The sequence below is a fragment of the Burkholderia sp. 8Y genome (assembly GCF_902506145.1).
Classification (GTDB): domain Bacteria; phylum Pseudomonadota; class Gammaproteobacteria; order Burkholderiales; family Burkholderiaceae; genus Caballeronia.
The window spans coordinates 84,584-105,847 of record NZ_LR733544.1; the positions used below are offsets into that span (position 1 = coordinate 84,584).

Consider the following 21,264-nt stretch of genomic DNA (forward strand, 5'->3'; position numbering starts at 1 on the left):
CGTTAACACGCTGTCTCCTCTAAAAAGCGAAGAAGAGCATGCCGCAGGTCAACCGATATTCGCGTCGCCACGCCAATGCCCCAGTCTTTTAATCGCAAACAGTCAATCAACGCTGCCAACGACGAGTTCTCTCGAAAGGCACCCGGTTCTGCTCAGAACCAACGATTCCTTTCTTTTTTCTTGTCTCGCTGGCCGGGTCGGGCGATGCCTTCCGCCGGAAGCCTCGCTTGGATCACCCTCGCGACGCTGGGCACCTGGGCGCTTGCGTACCTGTCGTTGGCCTCACAGACTCAGGCGACCAAGCTATGCGACAGCGCTGTTGCGGGCGCACTCGTCCTTGCAATCGGAGTCTTGCGCGAGCGCCGCTTGACTTCTCGCGTCGACGCCGCAACGGCTCTCGCTGAAGCGTTGCTTGACGCGAACAGGGAATGCTTGAAGCTGCTCGACGTCGACGGCCGCATGTTGCACATCTCCGAATACGGCGCGGAGTTGATGCAGGCGGACAGCCCCGCGCAACTGGCGGGGGCCGACTGGCTTGGCTTCTGGAGTGGTCAGGACGCGATAGCTGCGCGGGAAGCCTTTGGCAGCGCGCTAGAAGGAGACCGTACTGCGTTTACAGGAACTTGCCCAACAGCGGCGGGCGTTCACAAGACATGGCATTCGAGGCTCATACCGATTCGGGACGGCAACCGCGTGAGCACCGTCCTCTGCGCTTCCTTGGACACAACGAAGCAAACAGAGCTCGCCGCTGCGCTAGGCGCAAAGAAGACATTAATGTCCGAAATGGAAGCCCAAGTGGGGCTGTGCTTTTACTCCTGCAGCGCCGATTTCTCGACCTTTCACCACGTAAGCCTCGGATGTGCGACGGTCTTCGGCGTGGGAGCTAGATCTTTCCTCGAAGCTGGCAAAACATGGCTGGAACAGGTGTTGCCCGAAGATATGCCGGAACTTCGCGCGGCGATGCGCCGACTCTCTGACTCGAAGGTTAGTGAGAAAGCACGGTACCGAATTCGCCGCCCAGACGGCGCGGTAAGATGGATTCAAAGCACCGCCTCTCCCGTTCTGGACGATGCGGGAAACATAGTTCGCATAGTCGGCATCAGCGAGGACGTTACGGCGGAACACGACCGATTAGTCGAACTTGATCGCCTTGCATTTACTGACTCTCTAACGGGGCTCGCGAATCGGGCGGCGCTCATGCGGTCCATCGAGGACCAGTGCAAGCGAAACGCTCCATTTGCGTTGATGTTTATCGATCTTGACCGGTTCAAGGTTTTAAATGACACGCTCGGTCATACAGCAGCGGACCGTCTTCTCCGCTCACTGAGCGACGTCCTCAAGGCCGCGTTGCCTACGCAAGCCGTGGTCGCCCGGCTTGGTGGCGACGAGTTCGCCGTGCTGATCGACGGCACGCGTGACAAAGACCGTCTATCGAGGATCGCCCGAAAGGCTCTCCGAGCACTCGCTAGGGGAGAGCGAGCGTGGGTCGCGAGCACCATAACAGCGTCGATCGGTATCTCAATCTTCCCCGACAACGGCGTCGATCGTGAGACGCTCTTGGCGAGCGCCGACATCGCGATGTATGCGGCCAAGAAGGCGGGACGCAACGGCTTTCGTTTCGCGGGCAAGGATGCGGCGGAAAGAATCGACGACTTCGAGCTTGAGCGCGATCTTCCTGCCGCACTTGCTAATGGGCAATTCGAGCTCCACTATCAGGCCATCCATGAGCCACGCACGTTGGAGGTCCACAGCGTTGAAGCGCTTATCCGCTGGAGCCACCCCAAGCGTGGCCTGATTGCCCCTGGCGTTTTCATCCCGATCCTGGAAGAAAGTGGCTTTATCACTCAGGTCGGCGCGTGGGTGTTGGACGCCGCCTTGCGACAGCTCGCACACTGGCGGCAGGCAGGCGCCCGCACGCTCGGCGTGTCGGTAAATGTATCAGCGCGACAGTTGCGCGACACCGGCATCGTCGACCTAGTGGACAAGGCACTGCGCCGCCACGCCGTGCCACCTTCTACCCTTCAACTCGAACTCACTGAAAGCGCGCTGATGGAGGACCCCGCTCTCGCACAAAGCGCCGTACGCGCTTTGCGAACATTAGGGGTGCGCATAGCGATCGATGACTTCGGCACGGGCTATTCCAGCCTGCGCTATCTGTCCGATTTCTCACCGGACAGTGTGAAGATCGATCGCTCATTCGTGGCTCGGATCGAGCATGACAAAGCGACGCGCAGCATCGTAAGCGGCATCATCCAGATGTCGCATAACCTGGGGTTGCGAGTAACGGCCGAAGGCATAGAAGAACCCGCTCAGCTTGAGCTGCTCAAGCAGGCGGACTGCGACTTCGTGCAGGGCTTCTTGTTAAGTAGGCCGGTTCCGCCGGACGATGTGCACGGTTTGAGGACGATCGCCCCCGACGCGACCTTGCAGAGCCAGTAAAGCCGGCTCAGAGCGCAGCGAGACGATGAGAAGCTCTTGGTGCCGCCGCCAGGCGGACAAATGTGTCCGGTCGGTAAGCCAATGTGCCGCCCGCGGCACTAATGCGCCTGCGGGCTCGGCCCGCGTGGCCTTTAGAGTGGCGCAGGCGATTTGCTAAGGCACATCAGCCATGTCCAAGCTGAAGATCAGCACACTCGTGTGTAGTGACCGTTCCGTTCTCGACGACGCGCAAGACGAGTGCATAGTTGCAGAAAGCGACATCCCTAGGCGTTTGCTTAGACCGTCTCCTCCATTGTCCTGAAGCTCGGCAGGGAGGCGGCCGTGGAGCGGTAAATTACTTGGGACCCTCTAGCCGCTCGTGCTCGTGCCAGCGCGCCAGACGGTGGCCGAACGCCCCTATGACGAGCGTGAACAAGGTCGCCAGCACCCATTCAAACGGCTCATCAAGTGGTCTTCAACGCATGCCTCGGTTACTCCTTCGGCTGACGCGGCTTGAGCCGCAACGCAGACTGCTTGACGCAATGCCAAGAGAAGAAGGCCAGCGCCAATATTCGTCACCGAGCGGTAGCTGTCAAAGTGGTAAAACGCGAAACGGAGCGTGATCGCCACCATCCCAGTCACCGGTAGCGCATCAGGCCGAAGATTGCGATCCTGAGCAATCAAATACCAATAGAACTCGAGCGGGACGTCCGCAGCGATCCGTTGACCGCAGCGCTCGACAATGGAAAATCAACGTGCTGCTCGGCCGAGGATGGCCTCAGCCTCTCCGGGATGTTTTCGATTGTAATGATCGTACAGAAGTGAGCTACCCGCCGCAGATAGGTGGTGGTAATCGTCGTATCTGTAGATAGGCAGTCCGTCGAAGTCCAACGCGCACGTCTCCTCAGAGCACGGAACATCGTAGGTGTGCATAACGTTCACTTCTGGGAACCTTTTCACTAACCGCTTAAGCATCGCCTGAATAGGCTCGTGCTGTTCACGAGCGATCGACGCATCGAATTGACATGCGTGCCGGCGCACCGGGAACAACAGGTCGTTGTTGAAGTTGCAGTTAATCAGATTCATCGGGATCATTGGGACATCGTCCATCAAGACCACGTGCTTTCCCGAAGCGAGTAGCTTTCCAATTGTGCTGGTCAGTTCCGCCTCCAACTGCCCCGGCATGAATCCATGACCGTTCGGCGCTGCCGCTGGCGCCGTAGCCGCGTTCAGATAGTTCTGCCATGCGGCAGCCATAAAAACCGTACTAACGTCCGGGTGCGACAGGGCGTAGGCCATTACGGCCTTGTCGTGATCGACGCACTTAAGATGATCGGGTAAGAGCGATACGTCTCCGGGCTTGGGCGGTTCGTTCTCGATAGGTGGGCAAAGCGTGAAGCCGACGTCATGTACCGCCAGGTGCTTATCCTTGCCCAACCGATCGAAAAACAGTATCAAGTGATAAGCGTGCGAGTCGCCCCACAAAATAGCTTTGTCCCGAGACGTCTGATCTCCCACCGTGCACGCACGCTCGTCAGTTACTTGGATTTGGGACCAGCACCGCTTTCCGCGCGGCATGTCAAAGAGCGCGTCGCCAGACCAATGAACGTCATTGCGAATCTTTTGAGGGTACGCGAACAGGAAGCCATCGCTCAACTTGGCGGTGCCTGCGATTACGCCCGACGCCACGATGGGAAGCACCAAGAACGCGCCAAGTGTGCGTCCGATTGTTGTTCGAGACCGGCGTGCTGGACCTTCCACATATCGGTACGTAAGGACCGAAAGCATGACGGTGACTGCGATCGCCGCTAAGTAACCAGTGGTCGATGCAAGCTCGAATCGACGAAGCGCAAAAAATATGGGCCAGTGCCAGAGGTACATTGGATATGAGATTCGCCCAACGTACACCGCTGCGCCGTTCGACAGTAACTTGTCGGCTAGCGTTGAGCGCCGACCGGCAAACATGGTCGCGATCGCCCCGCCACAAGGCACCAACGCACCGAGACCCGGGAACTGTGCGGTCGCGCTGAAACCGAAGACGCCAAACAATACGATTGCCAGGCCGAGGGCGAAGACTGCATCCCAATACCATCTCCGTTTTCCGTTCCGCCCATACTCGCCGAACGCAAGCAGGCTGCCGGCGAGAAATTCGAATGCGCGGTACTGAGCGAAGTAGTAGGAGCCCGGTAAATCTTTGTGGGACGCGACAATGGCCCATGCCATTGAGCCGACTGCGAGAAGCATCACCGCAGGTACCAACCACCGTCGGGCTTTCGTATGCAAAGAGTAGAGTAGGACCGGAAGAACGACATAAAACTGCTCTTCCACGGACAACGACCACGTATGGAGCAAAGGCTGATCGGCGGCCTTCGCATCAAAGTATCCTGTTTGCTTTGACAGATAGATGTTTGAAGTCATCGTCGCCACAGCAAGCACGTTCTTCGCCAAGCGAAAGCTATCGTCGGGAAACGAGAACAGTAGGCTGAACGCCATTGTCGCGGCGAGCACTAGGTACAGAGCGGGAGCGAGCCGCCTAGCCCGTCGCGCATAGAACGTCCTGAACGAGAATTCGCGCCTCACCAGGTCGCTAAGGATGGACGTTGTGACAACGAAGCCGGAGATGGCGAAGAACACGTCAACGCCCGTGAACCCGCCCGAGAACCGAGAAAATCCTGCGTGGCAAAGCACAACGGCGATAACGGCGACGGCCCGCAAGCCATCGACATCGGGACGGTACGTTTGTGATACGTGGGATTGTTCCGGACTACGAGGCAGGAGCATAAAAAACGGCGCGACACGGAATTCACTGGGGCGAGTCTAGATCACTCGGCGAGACGCGAATGATACAGGACGGGTAGCTGCCCTTACCGCCCTCCCGTGACCGAGGCACGGATGCTTGGCTTTGACTATTAATATCCACGTCCGCAAGACAAATAGAAAGTGATGCTATGGCGCTCAGAAGCATACGTGAAACACCGATCCGCACGAGCCCGTGCCACGACTTAAACTACTGCCGGTGCGCGGCAACGATCGAGAGGCGGACGGCTCTCGGCATGCCCAAGAGACCGGTCACAGCGGAGTTGTCGACCCCGAGGCAACTCGCCGGGGCCTCCTTCGCCGCAACGGACCAGTTCGCGGGATTTGGACTTGCGGTAGCACGGTTGACGCAATCAGTGAAGTCGCCGGTCCCAACGAACGGATGCACTATCACTATTTCGGCAGCAAGGAGGCCTAGCCGCTCTCCTTCTTCGCGTAGTGAGCGTACAGAGAGGCCAGCGAGGACGGGCGGATAGCGATTCCGGCGACCTTCGTATTGGCGAGCCCGCGCCTCGGGGCGTCCGCAGCCGACCCCGAAGAGACACTCGAACTGCAGCAACTGCAACGAACGCTTCCAAAGCATTGCAGCCGCTCACGTATCAATCGTTCGATGACTGGTGATCACAGATTCGTCTCCGATATGAAAGTGAGGTCTCTATAGGCTGAAGCACCGGAGTCCATCATGAGCCCGGAATGACAGTCTTGCGATTGCTTCGGAGATACCGGTACTCGTGCCACGTGAGGACGATGACGGTGATGTCCAGCGCCGTCACCAGTAGCAACCAAACCGAATGGGTGCACGTGTAGCGGTAGGCCTGGTAGGCAATAAACAGAGCGAAGACAACGATCGAAACAGGAAAGTACCAAAGTCTCTCACGCAGCAAACCAGCCACAAGCCAGAGCTTTGCCACTCCGTGCGCAAGCAGATAGAGCCCGGCGAATCTCTGGGCATCGACCGACAGGTGCTGCGCGGTGTGAAGCAGAAAGTTCGCCACCAGATCGTGCGGATCTTCGGCAAACTCGTCCCGGGTGACCCAGAGCACAAGCGCCAGAAAGTACCGCTGCGGCACCAGGTATGTGGCAACACCGGCGGCGATTTCTGCAAGCGCAAAGATTGCCTTCAACCCGAGGGTCAACTCGAAGAGGAGGTGCAGGTTCTTCTCGTGCAGGAGCCTGCGCGTACCCGTCTCACGCATTCGCTGTCCCCGGTTCTGCGACTTCGTCGCGCGCAAAGCGCCCGTAACGCAAGGCCAGCGTGGGGAGCACGATCAGGTTTAGCGCGGTCGACGTGATGAGACCGCCAAGAATGACGATCGCCATGGGTCCCTCGATTTCGTTGCCAGGTGCGCCGCTCGTCACCGCGAGCGGTGTTAGTGCGAGCGCGGTCACCAGCGCCGTCATCAGGATCGGCACCAGCCGTTCCGACGCGCCACGCACGGCGGTGTCGATGTTCCAGCTAAGCCGGTCGGCGTGAACCAGATGCTCGTAGTGACTGATCAGCATGATCGAATTGCGCAGCGAGATGCCGAGCAGCGTGACGAAGCCAACCATGCTGCCGAGCGACAGATTCGCGCCGGTGAGCACCACGCCCAGGACGCCGCCGACGAGTGCGAAAGGCAGAATGATCATCACCAGCAGCACGGCGCGCCGGCTCTTCATCGCGAGGAACAGCAACAATGCGATGCCCACCAGCGCGATCCCGCCGTATGCGAGCAGATCGCGCTGCGACTGCGCGCGTGCTTCGCTTTCGCCGCTGAACACGGCATAGGTACCCGACGGCATCCTGATTTCGCGATTCACGCGCGCCTGCGCTTCCCTAACGAAATCACTGACCGGCCGGTTGCCGAGATTCACCGACACCGTCTGCACGCGCTGGCCGCCGTCGTGCGTGATCTGGTAGCGGCCGGCGATCTGCCCGATGGTCGCGAGCGTAGAGAGCGGCACGGCGAAGCCGTCGGCATTGCGGATCATGAGTTCGCCCACCTTGCTGACCGAACCGCGCTGAGCCGGGTCGAGCACCACCGCGACGTCATAGGTGCGACTACCTTCGTAAATCTGCGCGACGGTCACACCGGCATAGGCTGCCTGAATCGCATCGAGTACTTCGACCGGGCGAAAACCCCATCGGCTCAGGGCGTCAGGATCGAGCCTCACATCCAGTTCGGGAATGCCGGGGGGAGATTCCACCCGCACGCTAGCAACGCCGTGAACCGTACCGATCAGTTGTGCGACCTGTTGAGCCGTGCGATCGATGACGTCGAGATCGTTGCCGAAGACATTCACGACCACGGGCGCCGTGGTACCCGAAATCGTTTCGTCGATGCGCTCCTCCAGGAACGTGTTCACTGACGTGGAGAGCCCCGGAAAGCGCGCCAGCGCCCGGCGGATTCGATAGAGCGCCCAGCTTTGGCCCGATGCCCCCATCGGCTCGAGATCGACTTCGAACTCCGAGAGCTGCACGCCGGTCGGGTCGACCACGCCGTTTGCGCGACCGGCGCGCTGGGCCACCAGACGCACCCCCGGCACCTGCATCAGCGCCTTCGAGACCTGCGTGCCGATGCGCAGCGATTCGGCAAGCGAAGTGCCCGCCGCGAGCCCCATGTGAACGGTGTAATGGCCTTCGCGCAGCTGTGGGATAAAACTCCCGCTCATGAACGGCAGCGACGCAAGCGCCGCGGCGCACAGCAGCGCGACGATCGCAATGACCACCTTCACATGCTGTTCGACGTTTGTCAGCAGCGCGTTATACCGCGTCTTGAGGCGCCCGATTAGGGGTGGCTCCCGTTCGGGCAACGAGCCCTTCGCAAGCAGGGCGAGCGCCATCGCGGGCGTGAGCGTCAGCGCGACGCCCAGCGACGCAAGTACGGCGAAAATGTAGGCGATGCCGAGCGGGGCGAACAGCCGTCCGCCGATACCCGTGAGCATGAGCACGGGCAGGAAGATCAGCATCACGATGAAGGTGGCGAAAACGACCGCGCTGCGCACTTCCAGCGAAGCCCGCAGCACGACGCGAAACGCGGGAAGCGGCTCGGCCAGCATGCGGTTTTCGCGCAGGCGCCGGTAGATGTTCTCGACGTCGATGATCGCGTCGTCGACCACCTCGCCCAGCGCGATCGCGAGCCCGCCCAGGGTCATCGTGTTCAGGCTGACTCCGAACGAGGTGAGCACGATGATCGCGACCAGCAGCGACATTGGAATCGCGACCGCGGAGATCACGGCGGTGCGCACGTTCAGCAGAAACAGGAACAGCACCGCAACGACCAGCAAGGCCCCGACGACGAGCGCCAGGCGCAGATGACCGACGGAGGCCTCGATGAAATTGGCGGGCCGGAAGATGTTCGCGTTCACCTCGACGCCCTCGCGGGCGAGCACTGGCCTCAGCCCGGCGAGGGTCTTTTCGATATTGCGCGTGACCGCCATCGTGTTGGTCCCGTACTGGCTTTCCATCACGATCATCACGCCGGGCTTGCCCATGATCGATGCGGCACCGACGGCCGGCGCGTTGCCCCAGCTCACACTGGCGACATCGCGAAGCCGGACCGCTGCGCCGTTGCTCGAACGCAGCACGACGCCGGCGAGTTTTTCCGGCGTGGCGATCTGGCCGTCGGCGTTGACGGCGATACGCTGATTGCTGTTCTCGATGAACCCGGCGCCGCGCACGCCGGTGGCCTGGCGCGCCGCGGCAACCACGTCTGCGATCGACAGGCCGTCGCGCATCAGCTTCGCGGGGTCGGCCTGAATCTGCAGCTCGCGCGAATCGCCGCCGAACACGATCACATCGGCGACACCTGGGGCGCTCAGCAACTGCGGTTTGACGGTCCACCGCGCGATGTCGTAAAGGTCCGCGAGCGAGCGCGTCTTGGAGCTTAGGCCGATGGTGCGCACGACGCTGGTCGTCGTGGTAAGCGGCAGCAACTGAGGAGCCGCGACACCCGCCGGTAGCGCGCCCGTGAGCCCACTGATGCGCTCGGTGACGAGCTGCCGGATCTGCATCACGTTGGCGTGGTCGTCGAACACGAGTGTGATCGACGAAAGGCCTTGCATGGACCGCGAACGGATCGACTGCAGCCTGGTCATGCCGCCGAGGGCGTTCTCCAGCGGCTGGGTGACGAGCGTCTCGACCTGCTCGCTCGTCATGCCCGGCGCCTGGGTCTGCACGATGCTCATCGGCGGTGCGAACTCGGGAAAGACGTCGAGCTTGGCGCGCGTGATGGAAAAGAGCCCATAGCCAGCCACCATGACGGCCAGCGAGAAGATGACGCCGCGAAAGCGCAGCGAAAAGCCGATGATCGCATTAAGCATAAGACGTGGAGTCGCGTTGTTCCGGACGGGGCATGGAAGGGTCGGTGGCGAAATCAGTCATCGCACTCGGGCGGATCCTTGCAGGCGGTGCCGATACCCCGTGGTTTGAGCTCCTCGGAGAGCAGCAGTTGCGCACCCTGCGTCACTACGCGGTCGCCAGCGTGGAAGCCGGAGGTCACGATGAATCCGCGATTGCTACCTGTGCCCTGCTTGTCCGCCGGCACGTAGCGTCGCGTAAAGCGGTCGTGCGCGGTGCGCACGTATGCCCACGTCTGACCGCCGTACCACACCACGGCCTGCTCGGGGATCAATAGCCGGGAGACGGCTTCGCTCGACGTCGGCACGCGCGCGCTGGTGCGCAGGTTCGCCGGCAGCGCGGCCTGCGCGACATAAAGCCATGGCGTGCCTTGCACGGCGGGATCGGCGAGCGGCGAAGCGGAAAGCCTCTGGGCCGGCACCGTGCCGCCGCTGGGTGTATCGACCGCGATGCGCGCGGCGGGCGTCGTGCCGAAACTGCCAGGCAGCGTAACGCGCAGCACCGCCGACTGACCTGCCTGCAGACGCTGGAACAGCGTTGACGCCGGTGTCGTTGCGGCGTTCGCGAGCGTGTCGCCGAATTGCTGTCGCATCGTGCCGACGAGGCCGTCGAACGTGATCCGGGCCGACTGCAGTTTCGCCGCGTCGCCCTGCATCGTTGCCTGCGCGGCCTGTAGACTCTTCTGCGAAACATTGCGGTCGTCGGCGAACAGGGTTCGGCTGCCTTCGTACTGCGAGCGTGAACTGGCCGCCTGCGCGGTGAATGTGGCCACGTCCGCGCGCGCGCTGGCGAGCCGGTTGCGCAGATCGAACAGCGGCTGCAGATCGATGACCGTCGCATCGGCGCGGATGCTGGACTGGCTCATGACGGCCGCAAGCGGCGCGACTTCGATATGGCCGGCGCGCTGGGCGTCAGGGCTCACGACTACGACGGTCTCGCCATTGACCGTCTGCACGGTGGAAGGCGGAGCCGGTCGTGCCGCCGCGGCCGCCGATGCGCCGGAGTCGTCGAACGCCTGATGGACGAAGTACCAGCCCGCGCCTGCGCACAGAGCTAGCGAAAGCACGGCAAGAATAATCACGCGGAGTTTCATCGTGTCGTCCCGTCACTGAGGGTGCGGCTTGCGGCGTCGCCGCCAAGCGGTAACTGCATCGCGTCTTCGAGCGCGCCGGCAGCCTGCTGGACGGCGACCTCGGCGTCGAGACGGGCGGTTTCGCTGATCTGGAAGTCGGCTTTCGCTTGCGCGAAAGTCAGTCGGTCCGCGTTGCCGCTGGCGAATGCAGCCGCCTGGCTGTCGAGTTGGCGGCGGGCGCTCGCCAGATGGGTGTCGGAGATCCGCAGAGCTTCGACGCTCGCGTGGTAGCGCGCCAGCGCGTGGGTGAGGTCGCCGATGATCCTGTCCTGCAGCGCGCCGGTACGGACCGCGGCTTCCTTGCGTTTGGCCTCGGCCTCCTCGATGCCCCCCTGGTTCTGATCGAAGATCGGCAACATGATGCCGGCCAGTCCAAAGCCGATCTTGTTGGTGCCGGTGTCGTACGTGTAGCCGGGACCGAGGTGGATGTCCGGGTACTGTTTCGCGACCTCGAGCTGAAGGGCCGATTCGGCAGCGGCGTAATCGGCCAGAGAGGCGAGCAGATCGGCGCGATGAAAGATCGCCGCCCGCTGCGCGTGCGCCACCGGCGGCTCAGGCGGAACCGCGCCGAAGGCGCTCAGGTCGAGTGTTACGCCGTCGATCGCGCTGACCGGCACGCCAACGGCGGCGGCCAGTTGAGCGCGCGCGTCCTGTTCGGCACTGCGTGCCGCGGCCAGATCGCTCTGGGCCTGGGTGTCGGCAAGCACGGCGGCGTCGACCTCGGGCCGCGAATACTGGCCCACAGCCAGACGATGACTGCTCATTTCCGTGATCTGGCGCTCGGCTTTCGCTTTGGTGGACAGCAAGGCGATGCGCGTACGCGAGGCGTACAACGCGAGCATGGCGTCGCGGACCTGCGCGTTGACCGTCCACGCCGCGCTGACGATGTTCAGCCGGGCCGCTTCCGACAGGTGAGCTGCCTGATCGACGCGATAGCCGCGCTTATGCGCAGTCTCGATCGGGATGTCGAGCGACGGACCCCACGTGAAGGGCGCGCCTGGTCCCGGGTTAGGTGTGTCGTACTGGAACGGCAACTGCAGCACCGGGTTGGGCACCGCGTCGGCCACATCGATGCCGGCTTTGGCCGTGCCCCATTGCGCGCGGGCGAGATCGAGGGCGGGACTGTAGTAGAACGCCGCCAGGGTTAGTCGCTCGCGGTTCCAGACCGCAGGTGGCCACGGCGTGACATCGTGGCCGGCTTCGCGCGCGAGGTAGGCGTGCAGATCGTCGCTCGCCAGGGAGCGCTGCTCGAATTGCCGGGTTAGCTGGTCGGGGGCGATCGGCTGCGGATGATACGTCGTACAGCCGGCCACTCCGGTCAAGGCGACGACGATAGTCGATAACGCGCGGCGCATTCTGGCATCCCGTCAGACGTTTTTTGCCGTCCACCCGGGCGGCTTGCGGGGCGGATGCTACGCCACTGCTTGTGAAGTTTTCGTCAAGAAGCCATCCGGCTGCTGGCGAGTGCGGCTCGGGTCCGGCTTAGGTCCGATTCTGAGCCGGCAGACTGAGCGACACGCAGGTGCCTTTGCCCGGTTCGCTGCCGATCTGGATCGACCACCCGTAGCGCTCGCACAGTTTCCTGACGATGGAAAGGCCAAGCCCGACCCCAGGCGTCGGCGTTTCAGACGATCCCGCCTGGTAGAACCGGTCGAAGACATGCGGCAGCGCATCCGCCGGGATACCCGATCCCGTGTCCTCGATGTGCAGCCAGCCGTCGGCGTAGCGAAACCGAACGTGTCCCTGGTCGGTATGCCGTACGGCGTTGTCGATCAGGTTGGATAGCACGATCGCAAGCGCCGGCCGGTTCGCCACGACGCGCAGTTCGCGGTCCACGGCAATGTCCGTCGCGAGTCCTTTTTGCGCGAGACGTCCGGCGAAAGGCGTCAGCGCGGTTTCGATCATTGTCGCGATTGCCACCGGCTCGCCCTCGCGTGCCGAATCTTCGCGCGCGAGCATCAGCAGTGCGTTGGTGACTTCGCGCATGTTGTTCGCTGCCCGCTCGATCTGCTGCAGACGCGCGCGCGATTTGCCACGGATCGCCGGATCGCGCTCGAGCAGTTCGCAGCTCGTCGTGATGGTCGTGAGCGGTGTGCGCAGCTCGTGGCTGACATTCCCCGTGAACGCCTTCTCGCGCGCGATCATGTCGGCCATGCGGTGGTGGTAGTCATTGAAGGCCTGCACGAGCCCGGCCAGTTCGGTCTCGTCGTATTTGCCCGGATGGATCGGCGCCGACTCTCCGAGCCGCAGCGTCTTCACCTGTTTCGCGAGTCCCGCGACCTGCCGTACCAGCAGTCCCGAAAGTCCAAACGACAGCCAGATCGTCAGCAGCGCAAAGATGCCGGTGCCGCCCATCAGCCCGTCGATGACCGCCTTGAAATGCTTTTCATAGAGGTTGAAGTCATAGACCCGGTACAGGCGCGCCGTGCCCATCGGCGCGATCGCGACGTGGATCTCCCGTTCGCCTATGATGATTTCGCGGCTGCCGAAAGGCAGGTTCCTGACCGTTTCGGGCAGGACGATGGACTCACGGTCCGCGCCCGAAACATAGCCATTCATTCTTACATCGAATGGCGGCAGCAACGCCGGATTGGCCTGGTAGCCCTTCAGCACATTCGCCATGTCGTCACGGATCAGCGCGGCGATCAGTCTTTCTTCCTGCGCCTCGGCCAGGGCGCGCACGCCCAGCGCCTGGGCGACCAGCAGCGCGATGGTTAGTACGGAAAAAAACAGCGCGACCTTGAAGCGCAGGCTAGTTCGCATCGTCGGCACTCGCCACGAGCCGGTACCCGACGCCGTGCAGCGTTTCGATCACGTCGATTTCATCGGGCCCCACGAGCGCCCGACGCAGGGTATAGATGTGTGTACGCAGCGTATCACTACCGGGTAGCGCCTCGCCCCAGACTTCGGCCTCGAGCTCGGCGCGGGTGAAGGTGCGGCGGGGCGACTGCATCAGGATGCGCAGCAGGTGTAGACATTTGGGAGGAAGCTTGATCGGTCGCCCGGCGCGTTCGACGATCATCGTTGACAGGTCGAGGCGCACATCCGCGAACCGAAGATCCATGGTGGCGACCTGGCCGCGATAGCGCTTGATCATGGCGCCAAGACGGGCGCCCACTTCCATCAGGGAGAACGGTTTGACCAGGTAGTCATCGGCGCCGTGCACGAAACCTGCGAGCTTGTCGTCGAGCGCGTCCCGCGCGGTCAGCATTAGCACAGGCGTGTCCCGCGCCGCCTCTTCCCGCAGCCTGCGACAAAGCGTGAGCCCGTCCAGGCCCGGCAGTGACAGGTCGAGGAGGATGGCGTCCCATGAGTCGGCAAGCGCCATCTCCAGCCCGACGTAGCCATTGGAGGCTACATCGATTTGGTAACCACTAGCCTCAAGATAGTCGTAGAGGTTCGCGGTAATCGAAGAATCGTCTTCGACAATGAGCACCTTCATGGACATACGTGAATCACCCTCGGACAGCAGAAACGCCGATGCTACCGCAGAACTTCATGCGTCGAGGATGCGTAGGTCCGATCGATTCGGGCGTGAGTACATCCTGACAAGGACTGCACATTCGCTGCTGAGTGACCGCTTTCAAAGAGCAATTGGTCGTACGAGCGGCACACCGGCGGCCTGGGTGGATGTCCTTTCAGGCCGCTCTCTGTCATTGCTGCGTATTTCCGCCTGCGTCGGCACAATGGTCTGGCGCAGCCGCATCGCCGTCCGATGGCTGGACAACCCCATCAGGCTGCTGACCTGCTCGTTACTTTTTCCCGCGATCAAATGACGTCGGCCGAAAGTGTTTCTAAGCAGGCGGGGACTCTCGTCAGCAGCGGAAAGATTCGCCTCGTGCAAGGCGGAGCGCACGCATTTGAGCAGCGTGTCAGGCTGCATCGGTTTGCCGGCCGCCGTCGTAATAAAGAGCCACTGAGTCGGGCAAAGTATAGAGCGGCGCGCGTCGCTGTAAGTGCATAGCACGTCGAAGGCGAAGTGACCTGCTCCCCGCGATTAGTACGCTGACGGTGTAGAGTCCGTTTCGACAAGGAGCGGTCATGAAGAAGCGATTCACCGAAGAACAGATTATTGGCGTGCTCAAGGAAGGTGAGACGGGCCTGAAGCCATCGGAGCTATGCCGTAAGCACGGCATCTCGGAAGCGACCTACTACAATTGGAAGGCGAAGTTTGGCGGCATGACGGTGTCCGATGCGCAGCGCTTGAAGGAGCTCGAACACGAGAACGGAAAGCTCAAGCGTTTGCTGGCCGAGTCGATGCTCGACAACTCTGCGTTGAAGGACCTGCTGTCGCGAAAGTAGCAAGCCCGCAGGCCAAACGCGAAGCGGTCAAGATATTGATGACCGAACGCGCCATGAGTGTCACCCGCGCCTGCGGGCTGGTAGGAATTTCTCGGTCTCTGTTTCAGTATGAGTCGCGCCGCCGGGTTGAAGACGAGGCGCTGACTGGCCGGATGATGGCCATCGCGGCGCAAAAGCGTCGCTATGGTTATCGGCGCATTCATGTGCTGTTGCAGCGCGAGGGCTGGCTAGCAAACCATAAACGCATCTGGCGGCTGTATAGCAAGGCTGGACTGAGCGTGCGCAAGCGCCGTCGCAAGCGCACCGCCGCTGTCGAGCGCAAACCGCTGCCGATGCCAACGGGACCGAACCAGAGCTGGTCGATGGACTTCGTCAGCGATGGGCTGGCCTATGGTCGACGCTTTCGCTGCCTGAACGTGGTCGACGATTACACGCGTGAATGCCTGGCCATTGAGGTCGATACCTCATTGCCAGGTCAACGTGTAAAGCAGGTGCTTGAACGGTTACGCGAGATGCGCGGCTTGCCCGGGTCCATCACGGTGGACAACGGTCCGGCGTTCGCCGGTAAGGTGCTGGATGCATGGGCTTACGAAGTGGGCGTTATGCTGTCCTTCATCCGGCCTGGCAAGCCGGTGGAAAACGCTTACATCGAGAGCTTCAACGGGCGATTCCGGGACGAATGTCTGAACGAGCACTGGTTCGTTTCCATGCGTCACGCCAAGCGTTTGATTGAAGATTGGCGTATTGAGTACAACACCGAGCGGCCTCACAGCTCGCTCGGGTACCTAGCGCCGATGCAATTCGCGCAGGCGCGCGAAGCGAAGGAACTACTAACCTCGGACTCTAACAGCGCTTCGTACTAATACCGGGGGCAGGTCAGTCCAGTTAGAGCGCGATCGCGTCGAGGCAGAAGTCTGGCCCGCCAACGCAAGCATCAGATTCACGGTCAGTCCGAAATCCTCGATGAGATAACCGGCTTCGCAAATGCCTCCTGCCTTGCTCATGGACGTGGCCTTTACGCGCTCAGCGAGCGTCTTTTCCGTCGACCGATATTCCTATACGGTCTTGGCGAGCGCCACTGCCGAGCCCACCTCGAAGGCAGTCCCGCTGTCCGGCTCGCCTGGCCTCGAAAATCATCCAGGTTCGCCATAACGACGTCTGCCGAACGGATCAGTTCGACGTTCGCGCCATAGATCCATCGCGCGGCGCCTTCATCTTGAAGGAAGGAGGGCAACTGGCATCGAGCGGGTATAGCCCAACGAAGCCGCGATCGCGGCAGATACGATCACACCCGACATTTGGCGAAGAGGGCTGTTGCGAAGCTGATACGGATCACCGTTAAGCGCCCCATCCGTCTCTTCGCATCGTCCCTTCGCGGGCAGAACGGAAAATCGCTTGCATCCGAAGGTCCGGCACCGATAAAACCGCAAGCTAGATTTCGCCTTCTCAAAATAAACGGGCTTTGTCTTCGGCAAGCGGGCGAGTGCCTAGAAGCAGTGGAAAAGAACAAGGTCATAGATCTTCTAAGATATGAGCCGGCGGCGCGTGGGAGATCACTCCAAGAATTTCTCGTCGAGGCACAGCGCTTCATCGACCGGGGAGCAGAGGGCTATACAAGTGCGTCTGACAACCGGCTGATCGTCAGTTGTTGGATTGTACCCGGGCAGTCCGCAACTTCCGCTGATGAATCCATACTGGGAGTACCCCAGGGCACGCCTTTATTGATAGGGTTTTATAAACGTCCGGGCGCGGATGCGGCAAGCATGCTCCGTATGTGTCTTGCGAAATGGTTGGCCGAGAACGGGTCGCTGGATCAAGACCTTCCGTTGCACATAGGAATACCTGCGACTGACGAGACGTTGGAAAGGCTCGCCATCCGGGAAAGGTGGCTTGGCAGTGACGCCTGAAGAATCAAACGAAAAAAGCCATTTTGGCAATTCCTCCAGCAACAAGAGCCCCGCGATGCAGGGGTGGCCGCCGGTCAGCGTACTGTGGACGTTGACGGAACAGACTCGGTCCAATAATTACCTTGCCGTCGTCCTGTCGAATGAGCCAACCGGCGTTCGTCGCTCGGAACGTATCAATCAACACGGAATGGATTATCGATTATGTTTGAGCGACGAAGGAAGCATCTCGGCTGGGCGCGCACGGCAAATCGCTCATTTTGTAAACCGATGGCACGGTCGTCGCCCGCAATTCCACGGGCAACAATCGCGCGAGTCGCTCGAGTGCAGGGCGCCCGGCAGCTCGTCGCAGAGTGTTTGAAGCGCCTAGCTAGCTCGAAGGCGGCTTTGGCCTGGTTGTACGTCGGCCGCGACAAGCTAACTCGTTTCGGCACGACGAACTCACAGCATGAACAGCGCCGTCGGCTCCTGCAGATCAAGGGCAACCTCGCGCGAGCGGCCGTCGAGCGTCGTTAAGGCTCGCTTAGAGCTACACGAATTTGGGCGTCGCATACAAGAAGACTGGGGCGCCGTCACCACAGCGTGACGGTATGACCCGCGCAGCGGCGTTAGCCGGTGCGCCGCGCGCGACGAGCTCACCGTAGTAGCAGGACAGCAGAAAGACGTCATGGTAGTGGTTGGGACAAAGTCCTGCGGAAGATGACTCGTGGGCGCTACAGCTCATAATCGGTACGATTTGCCTGCGGCTAAAGTTTCAGGGCATTAGTGCCGATAACATGAAGCGTGAGTGAACCGGTTCGTCGCGCGACGCGTCTTCCCGCTCCTCATATGCACCCTAGGTAGGCCCACCCCAGTGTCTTCGACGAGCCGGTCATTATGAAGCGAGCATCCCTTAATCACGTGTATCGATTGGTCTGGAACAGACGTTACAACCGATTCGTTCCTGCCGCCGAGACTCAGCGTGCTTGCCGTAAAACCGCTTCTGGTCGTAAGGGACTGGCCGCGACCATCCTGGGCGCGAGTGCACTTGTCAGTGGGCCGGGCTGGGGCGCCTCTTTGCCAACGAATGGCCATATAACAGCGGGGACCGGGACGATCAGCCAATCGGGTGAATCCCTAACCGTCAATCAGTCGAGTGGGCGTCTGGCAATCGACTGGAACAGCTTCTCGATTGGCCAGGGGAACACGGTCAACTTCGTACAACCCTCGGCAAGTGCAGTTGTGCTTAATCGCGTAACGGGCAGCGATGTATCCGTCATTCAGGGCGCCCTGAACGCCCCTGGACATGTCTTCCTGGTGAATCCTAACGGCGTTCTTTTCATGCCGACAGCGCAGGTCAATGTCGGCGGGTTGGTCGCTTCGACGTTGCAGTTGAGCGATTCAGACTTCATGGCCGGTAAGTATCACTTCTCCGGCAGCAGCTCCAACGCGATCGTCAACCAGGCGAATATCCAAACCACAGCGGGCGGAGCGATTGCGCTGGTTGCTGCCCGGATTGTCAATACCGGCGCACTCGTCGCGCGGGGCGGCAGCGTGCTTATGGGCGCCGGCAGTGACGTGACGCTTGACTTCGGCGGCCCCGTTAAGGTTCAGGTCAACAAAGGCGTCCTCAATGCGTTGATCGACAACGGCGGCGCAATCCAGGCAGACGGGGGGCTGATCTACTTGCGCGCGAGCGCGGCCGACACCCTGCTCTCGACCGTGATCAACAACACTGGCGTGATCAGGGCACGGACGCTTGCGAACGGCGAGACAGGCCAGATCTCGCTCGTTGGCGACATGACACACGGCCGCGCGGTGGTCGGCGGCACGCTCGACGCAAGCGCACCCAGTGGCGGCAATGGCGGCGCCATCGAGACGTCGGCTGCAGATCTTGTTACTCTGCCGAATCTCCGGGTAACTGCAAGCGCTAAGGCCGGCACCTCCGGTTCTTGGCTCATCGATCCGTACGATTACACGATCGATTCGACGGCCGCGAGCAATATTGTCAGCGCGCTTAATTCGGGTACCAGCGTCACGGTAACGACCCAGTCGGGCAACGCGTCCTATGGCTCTACCGGCGCGGGCAGTGGTGACATCACTGTGTCTAGCGCCATTGGCAAGACCGCAGGATCGAATGCGACGCTGACTCTGCAGGCAGACCGTGACATTACGGTCAACGCTCCGATTACCTCGTCATCCGGCAAACTCAACGTTGTGTTGAGCGCGGCGAACGCGAGCGGCGCCACCGTCGGCGGCGTTGCAGTCAACGCAAACATCAACTCGAACGGTGGTGACGTTCTTATCGGCGGCGCAGCAGGTTCGGTGTACAACGGCATCGGCTATGCGCTAAACCGCACGTCAACGGCCAATCCGGCTGTACTGGTGGGTACGGGCGTATCGATCGCCTCTCAAGGCGGCAACATCACCATCAACGGTCAGTCTTCGGCAAGTTCGAGCTCGTACGACGGTACCAAGGCAGGGGTTTATTTCCTTTCGGGAGCCACGGTCGACAGTGGCGGCGGCAACCTGCTTGTGAGCGGAAAGAGCACGACGAGCGCCAAAGAATTTGGTATTTCTGTCGAAGCGAATTCGAACACGCTCACGACGTTCAAGACGTCTGGCGGAAGCGGCTCTATTGTCTTTGACGCCAGCAACTCGCAGGGCGTCAATGGCGCGCTTGGCCTCGTCAACGCCGGCAATCAAGCACGCGTGATCTTTACCTCTCCGTCCGTTGCCAACCTGCTCTTTTTGATCAATGGCTCGGCGCAGCTGACGACTTTCACTTATCACCCGCCTTGCGGCAATTCGTCGTTCCCCAACTGTGGCACGCTTGAGGTCCCGGGCTCGAACGGCAGTTACTTGTATGCAACGTACCAAGCCGTCAATATGGCGACGCTCCCCGTGTACGTGTTCCAAACTGGCTCGGGCTCCAAGGTCTATGACGGCACGACGGCCGCTACTGGCCTGTCGTTCTCGAGCCTCGGCGCGCCGTCAGGATTTGACGTCAGCAACCTCAGCACTTATCCGGTGTATGCGACACCGAGCAAGAACGTCGGCACCTATCAGAGTTTGATACCAAGCAGTGGCAATGCGACCTCGTACACCTCGGGGTCGAACACCTACGCTGTCGGTTATTTCAACAACGGTAGCTACACCATTACGCCTAAGAGCTTGACACCGATCGCGAGTGACAAAGTCTACGACGGCACGACGGCTGCCGCGGTCACAGCATCGGGCATCGTTTCGGGCGACAACGTCAATGTCAGTGGTACGGGGTCATTCTCCAGTGCCAACGTCGGGAGCTACAACAACGTTAGCATCTCGGGGATTGCCTTAAGCGGCCAGGATGCAGGCAACTACTCGCTCGCGTCGTCCTCCGTTAATAGTGCGTCGGCTAGCATCACGCCTCGCACGGTGACAGTTTCGGCGACCAAGACCTACGATGGGTCGACCGATATGACGGGCTACGTAACCATCGGCAACCTCGTATCGGGCGAGTCCCTGGGCTATAGCGGCGCGACGGCAAACAGCCGCACCGTCGCAGGTGCCAGCTACCTCAGCGCGTTGAGCCTGACCGACGGAACGAACGGGCTGGCCAGCAATTACCAGCTTCCGACGCTGAGCTCGGCGAGTGCAAACAATGGCGCGTCAATTACGCCAAAGTCGCTGACGGTGGCCGGCATCAGCGCGGCTGACAAGACTTATGACGGCACGACTGCGGCGACCGTCAGCACCGTTGGCGCCACGCTCGGCGGCCTCATCACCGGTGATGCGGTGACGCTTGCGAGCACGGGCGGGTTTGGCGACAAGAATGCCGCTGTCGGCAAGACGGTCAATCTCAACAACAGCTTGAGCGGCGCGGACGCGGCCAACTACACGGTTGGCGGTCAGAGCACGACGACGGCGACCATCACGCCCAAGTCTCTCACGGTGGCTGGCATCAGCGCGGCCGACAAGACCTATGACGGCACGACTGCGGCGACCATCAGCACCGTTGGCGCCACGCTCGGCGGCCTCATCACCGGTGATGCGGTGACGCTTGCGAGCACGGGCGCGTTTGGCGACAAGAATGCCGCTGTCGGCAAGACGGTCAATCTCAACAACAGCTTGAGCGGCGCGGACGCGGCCAACTACACGGTGGGCGGTCAGAGCACGACCACGGCGAGCATCACGCCCAAGTCTCTCACGGTGGCTGGCATCAGCGCGGCCGACAAGACCTATGACGGCACGACTGCGGCGACCGTCAGCACCGTTGGCGCCACGCTCGGCGGCCTCATCACCGGTGATGCGGTGACGCTTGCGAGCACGGGCGCGTTTGGCGACAAGAATGCCGCTGTCGGCAAGACGGTCAATCTCAACAACAGCTTGAG

At 61.3% G+C, this 21,264-nt stretch carries 12 protein-coding genes; 3 read left to right on the top strand and 9 right to left on the bottom strand.

From position 1 onward, the window contains the following. The first annotated feature begins 75 nt into the window (after positions 1-75). A complete protein-coding gene (locus tag GV035_RS27470) occupies positions 76-2,439 on the top strand; it encodes a putative bifunctional diguanylate cyclase/phosphodiesterase (protein WP_159839011.1) in 2,364 nt (787 codons plus the stop codon). Between the two features lie 729 nt (positions 2,440-3,168). Here GV035_RS27470 and GV035_RS27475 read toward each other — a convergent pair. From GV035_RS27475 to GV035_RS27510, 8 genes are all read right to left on the bottom strand, one after another. Then, positions 3,169-5,199: an acyltransferase family protein gene (locus GV035_RS27475; protein WP_159839013.1), complete on the bottom strand. Its 2,031-nt coding sequence runs from the start codon at positions 5,197-5,199 to the stop codon at positions 3,169-3,171. Between the two features lie 716 nt (positions 5,200-5,915). Further along, positions 5,916-6,431, bottom strand: a complete 516-nt coding sequence (locus tag GV035_RS27480; RefSeq protein ID WP_159839015.1) for a DUF2127 domain-containing protein — start codon at positions 6,429-6,431, stop codon at positions 5,916-5,918. After that, positions 6,424-9,537 (bottom strand): efflux RND transporter permease subunit, encoded by a 3,114-nt coding sequence (locus GV035_RS27485; RefSeq protein WP_159839017.1) that lies wholly within the window; start codon positions 9,535-9,537, stop codon positions 6,424-6,426. The genes GV035_RS27480 and GV035_RS27485 overlap by 8 nt, the downstream gene beginning before the upstream one ends. 53 nt (positions 9,538-9,590) lie before the next feature. Beyond that, a complete protein-coding gene (locus tag GV035_RS27490; RefSeq protein ID WP_159839019.1) occupies positions 9,591-10,667 on the bottom strand; it encodes an efflux RND transporter periplasmic adaptor subunit in 1,077 nt (358 codons plus the stop codon). Then, positions 10,664-12,061 carry a TolC family protein gene (locus tag GV035_RS27495; RefSeq protein WP_159839021.1) on the bottom strand — a complete coding sequence of 466 codons (1,398 nt, stop codon included), beginning with the start codon at positions 12,059-12,061 and terminating at the stop codon, positions 10,664-10,666. The genes GV035_RS27490 and GV035_RS27495 overlap by 4 nt, the downstream gene beginning before the upstream one ends. A gap of 127 nt (positions 12,062-12,188) precedes the next feature. Further along, positions 12,189-13,469: a sensor histidine kinase gene (locus tag GV035_RS27500; protein ID WP_159839041.1), complete on the bottom strand. Its 1,281-nt coding sequence runs from the start codon at positions 13,467-13,469 to the stop codon at positions 12,189-12,191. Then, entirely contained in the window at positions 13,459-14,148 is a 690-nt protein-coding gene (locus GV035_RS27505) for a response regulator transcription factor (protein WP_159839023.1), read from the bottom strand. Before GV035_RS27505 ends, GV035_RS27500 begins: the two co-directional genes overlap by 11 nt. Positions 14,149-14,289: 141 nt before the next feature. Beyond that, the gene (locus GV035_RS27510; protein WP_236572882.1) at positions 14,290-14,589 is read right to left on the bottom strand and encodes a hypothetical protein; all 300 of its coding nucleotides are present in this window, start codon (positions 14,587-14,589) and stop codon (positions 14,290-14,292) included. A gap of 158 nt (positions 14,590-14,747) precedes the next feature. Here GV035_RS27510 and GV035_RS27515 point away from each other — a divergent pair. Then, positions 14,748-15,871, top strand: a protein-coding gene (locus GV035_RS27515) for an IS3 family transposase (RefSeq protein WP_442859611.1) whose coding sequence is annotated in 2 segments (ribosomal slippage) — positions 14,748-15,006 and positions 15,006-15,871 — 1,125 coding nt in all. Because the reading frame shifts where the segments join, the coding sequence is not laid out codon by codon here. A 152-nt stretch (positions 15,872-16,023) separates the two neighbouring features. On the opposite strand, the gene GV035_RS29880 is transcribed toward GV035_RS27515, so the two are convergent. Continuing rightward, complete coding sequence (locus GV035_RS29880; protein ID WP_328699819.1) at positions 16,024-16,242, bottom strand: hypothetical protein; 219 nt, start codon at positions 16,240-16,242, stop codon at positions 16,024-16,026. A gap of 1,546 nt (positions 16,243-17,788) precedes the next feature. On the opposite strand from GV035_RS29880, the gene GV035_RS27525 reads away from it, so the two are divergent. Beyond that, positions 17,789-21,264 (top strand): YDG domain-containing protein (locus tag GV035_RS27525; RefSeq protein ID WP_159839027.1); only part of this gene is annotated, 3,476 nt, incomplete at its 3' end.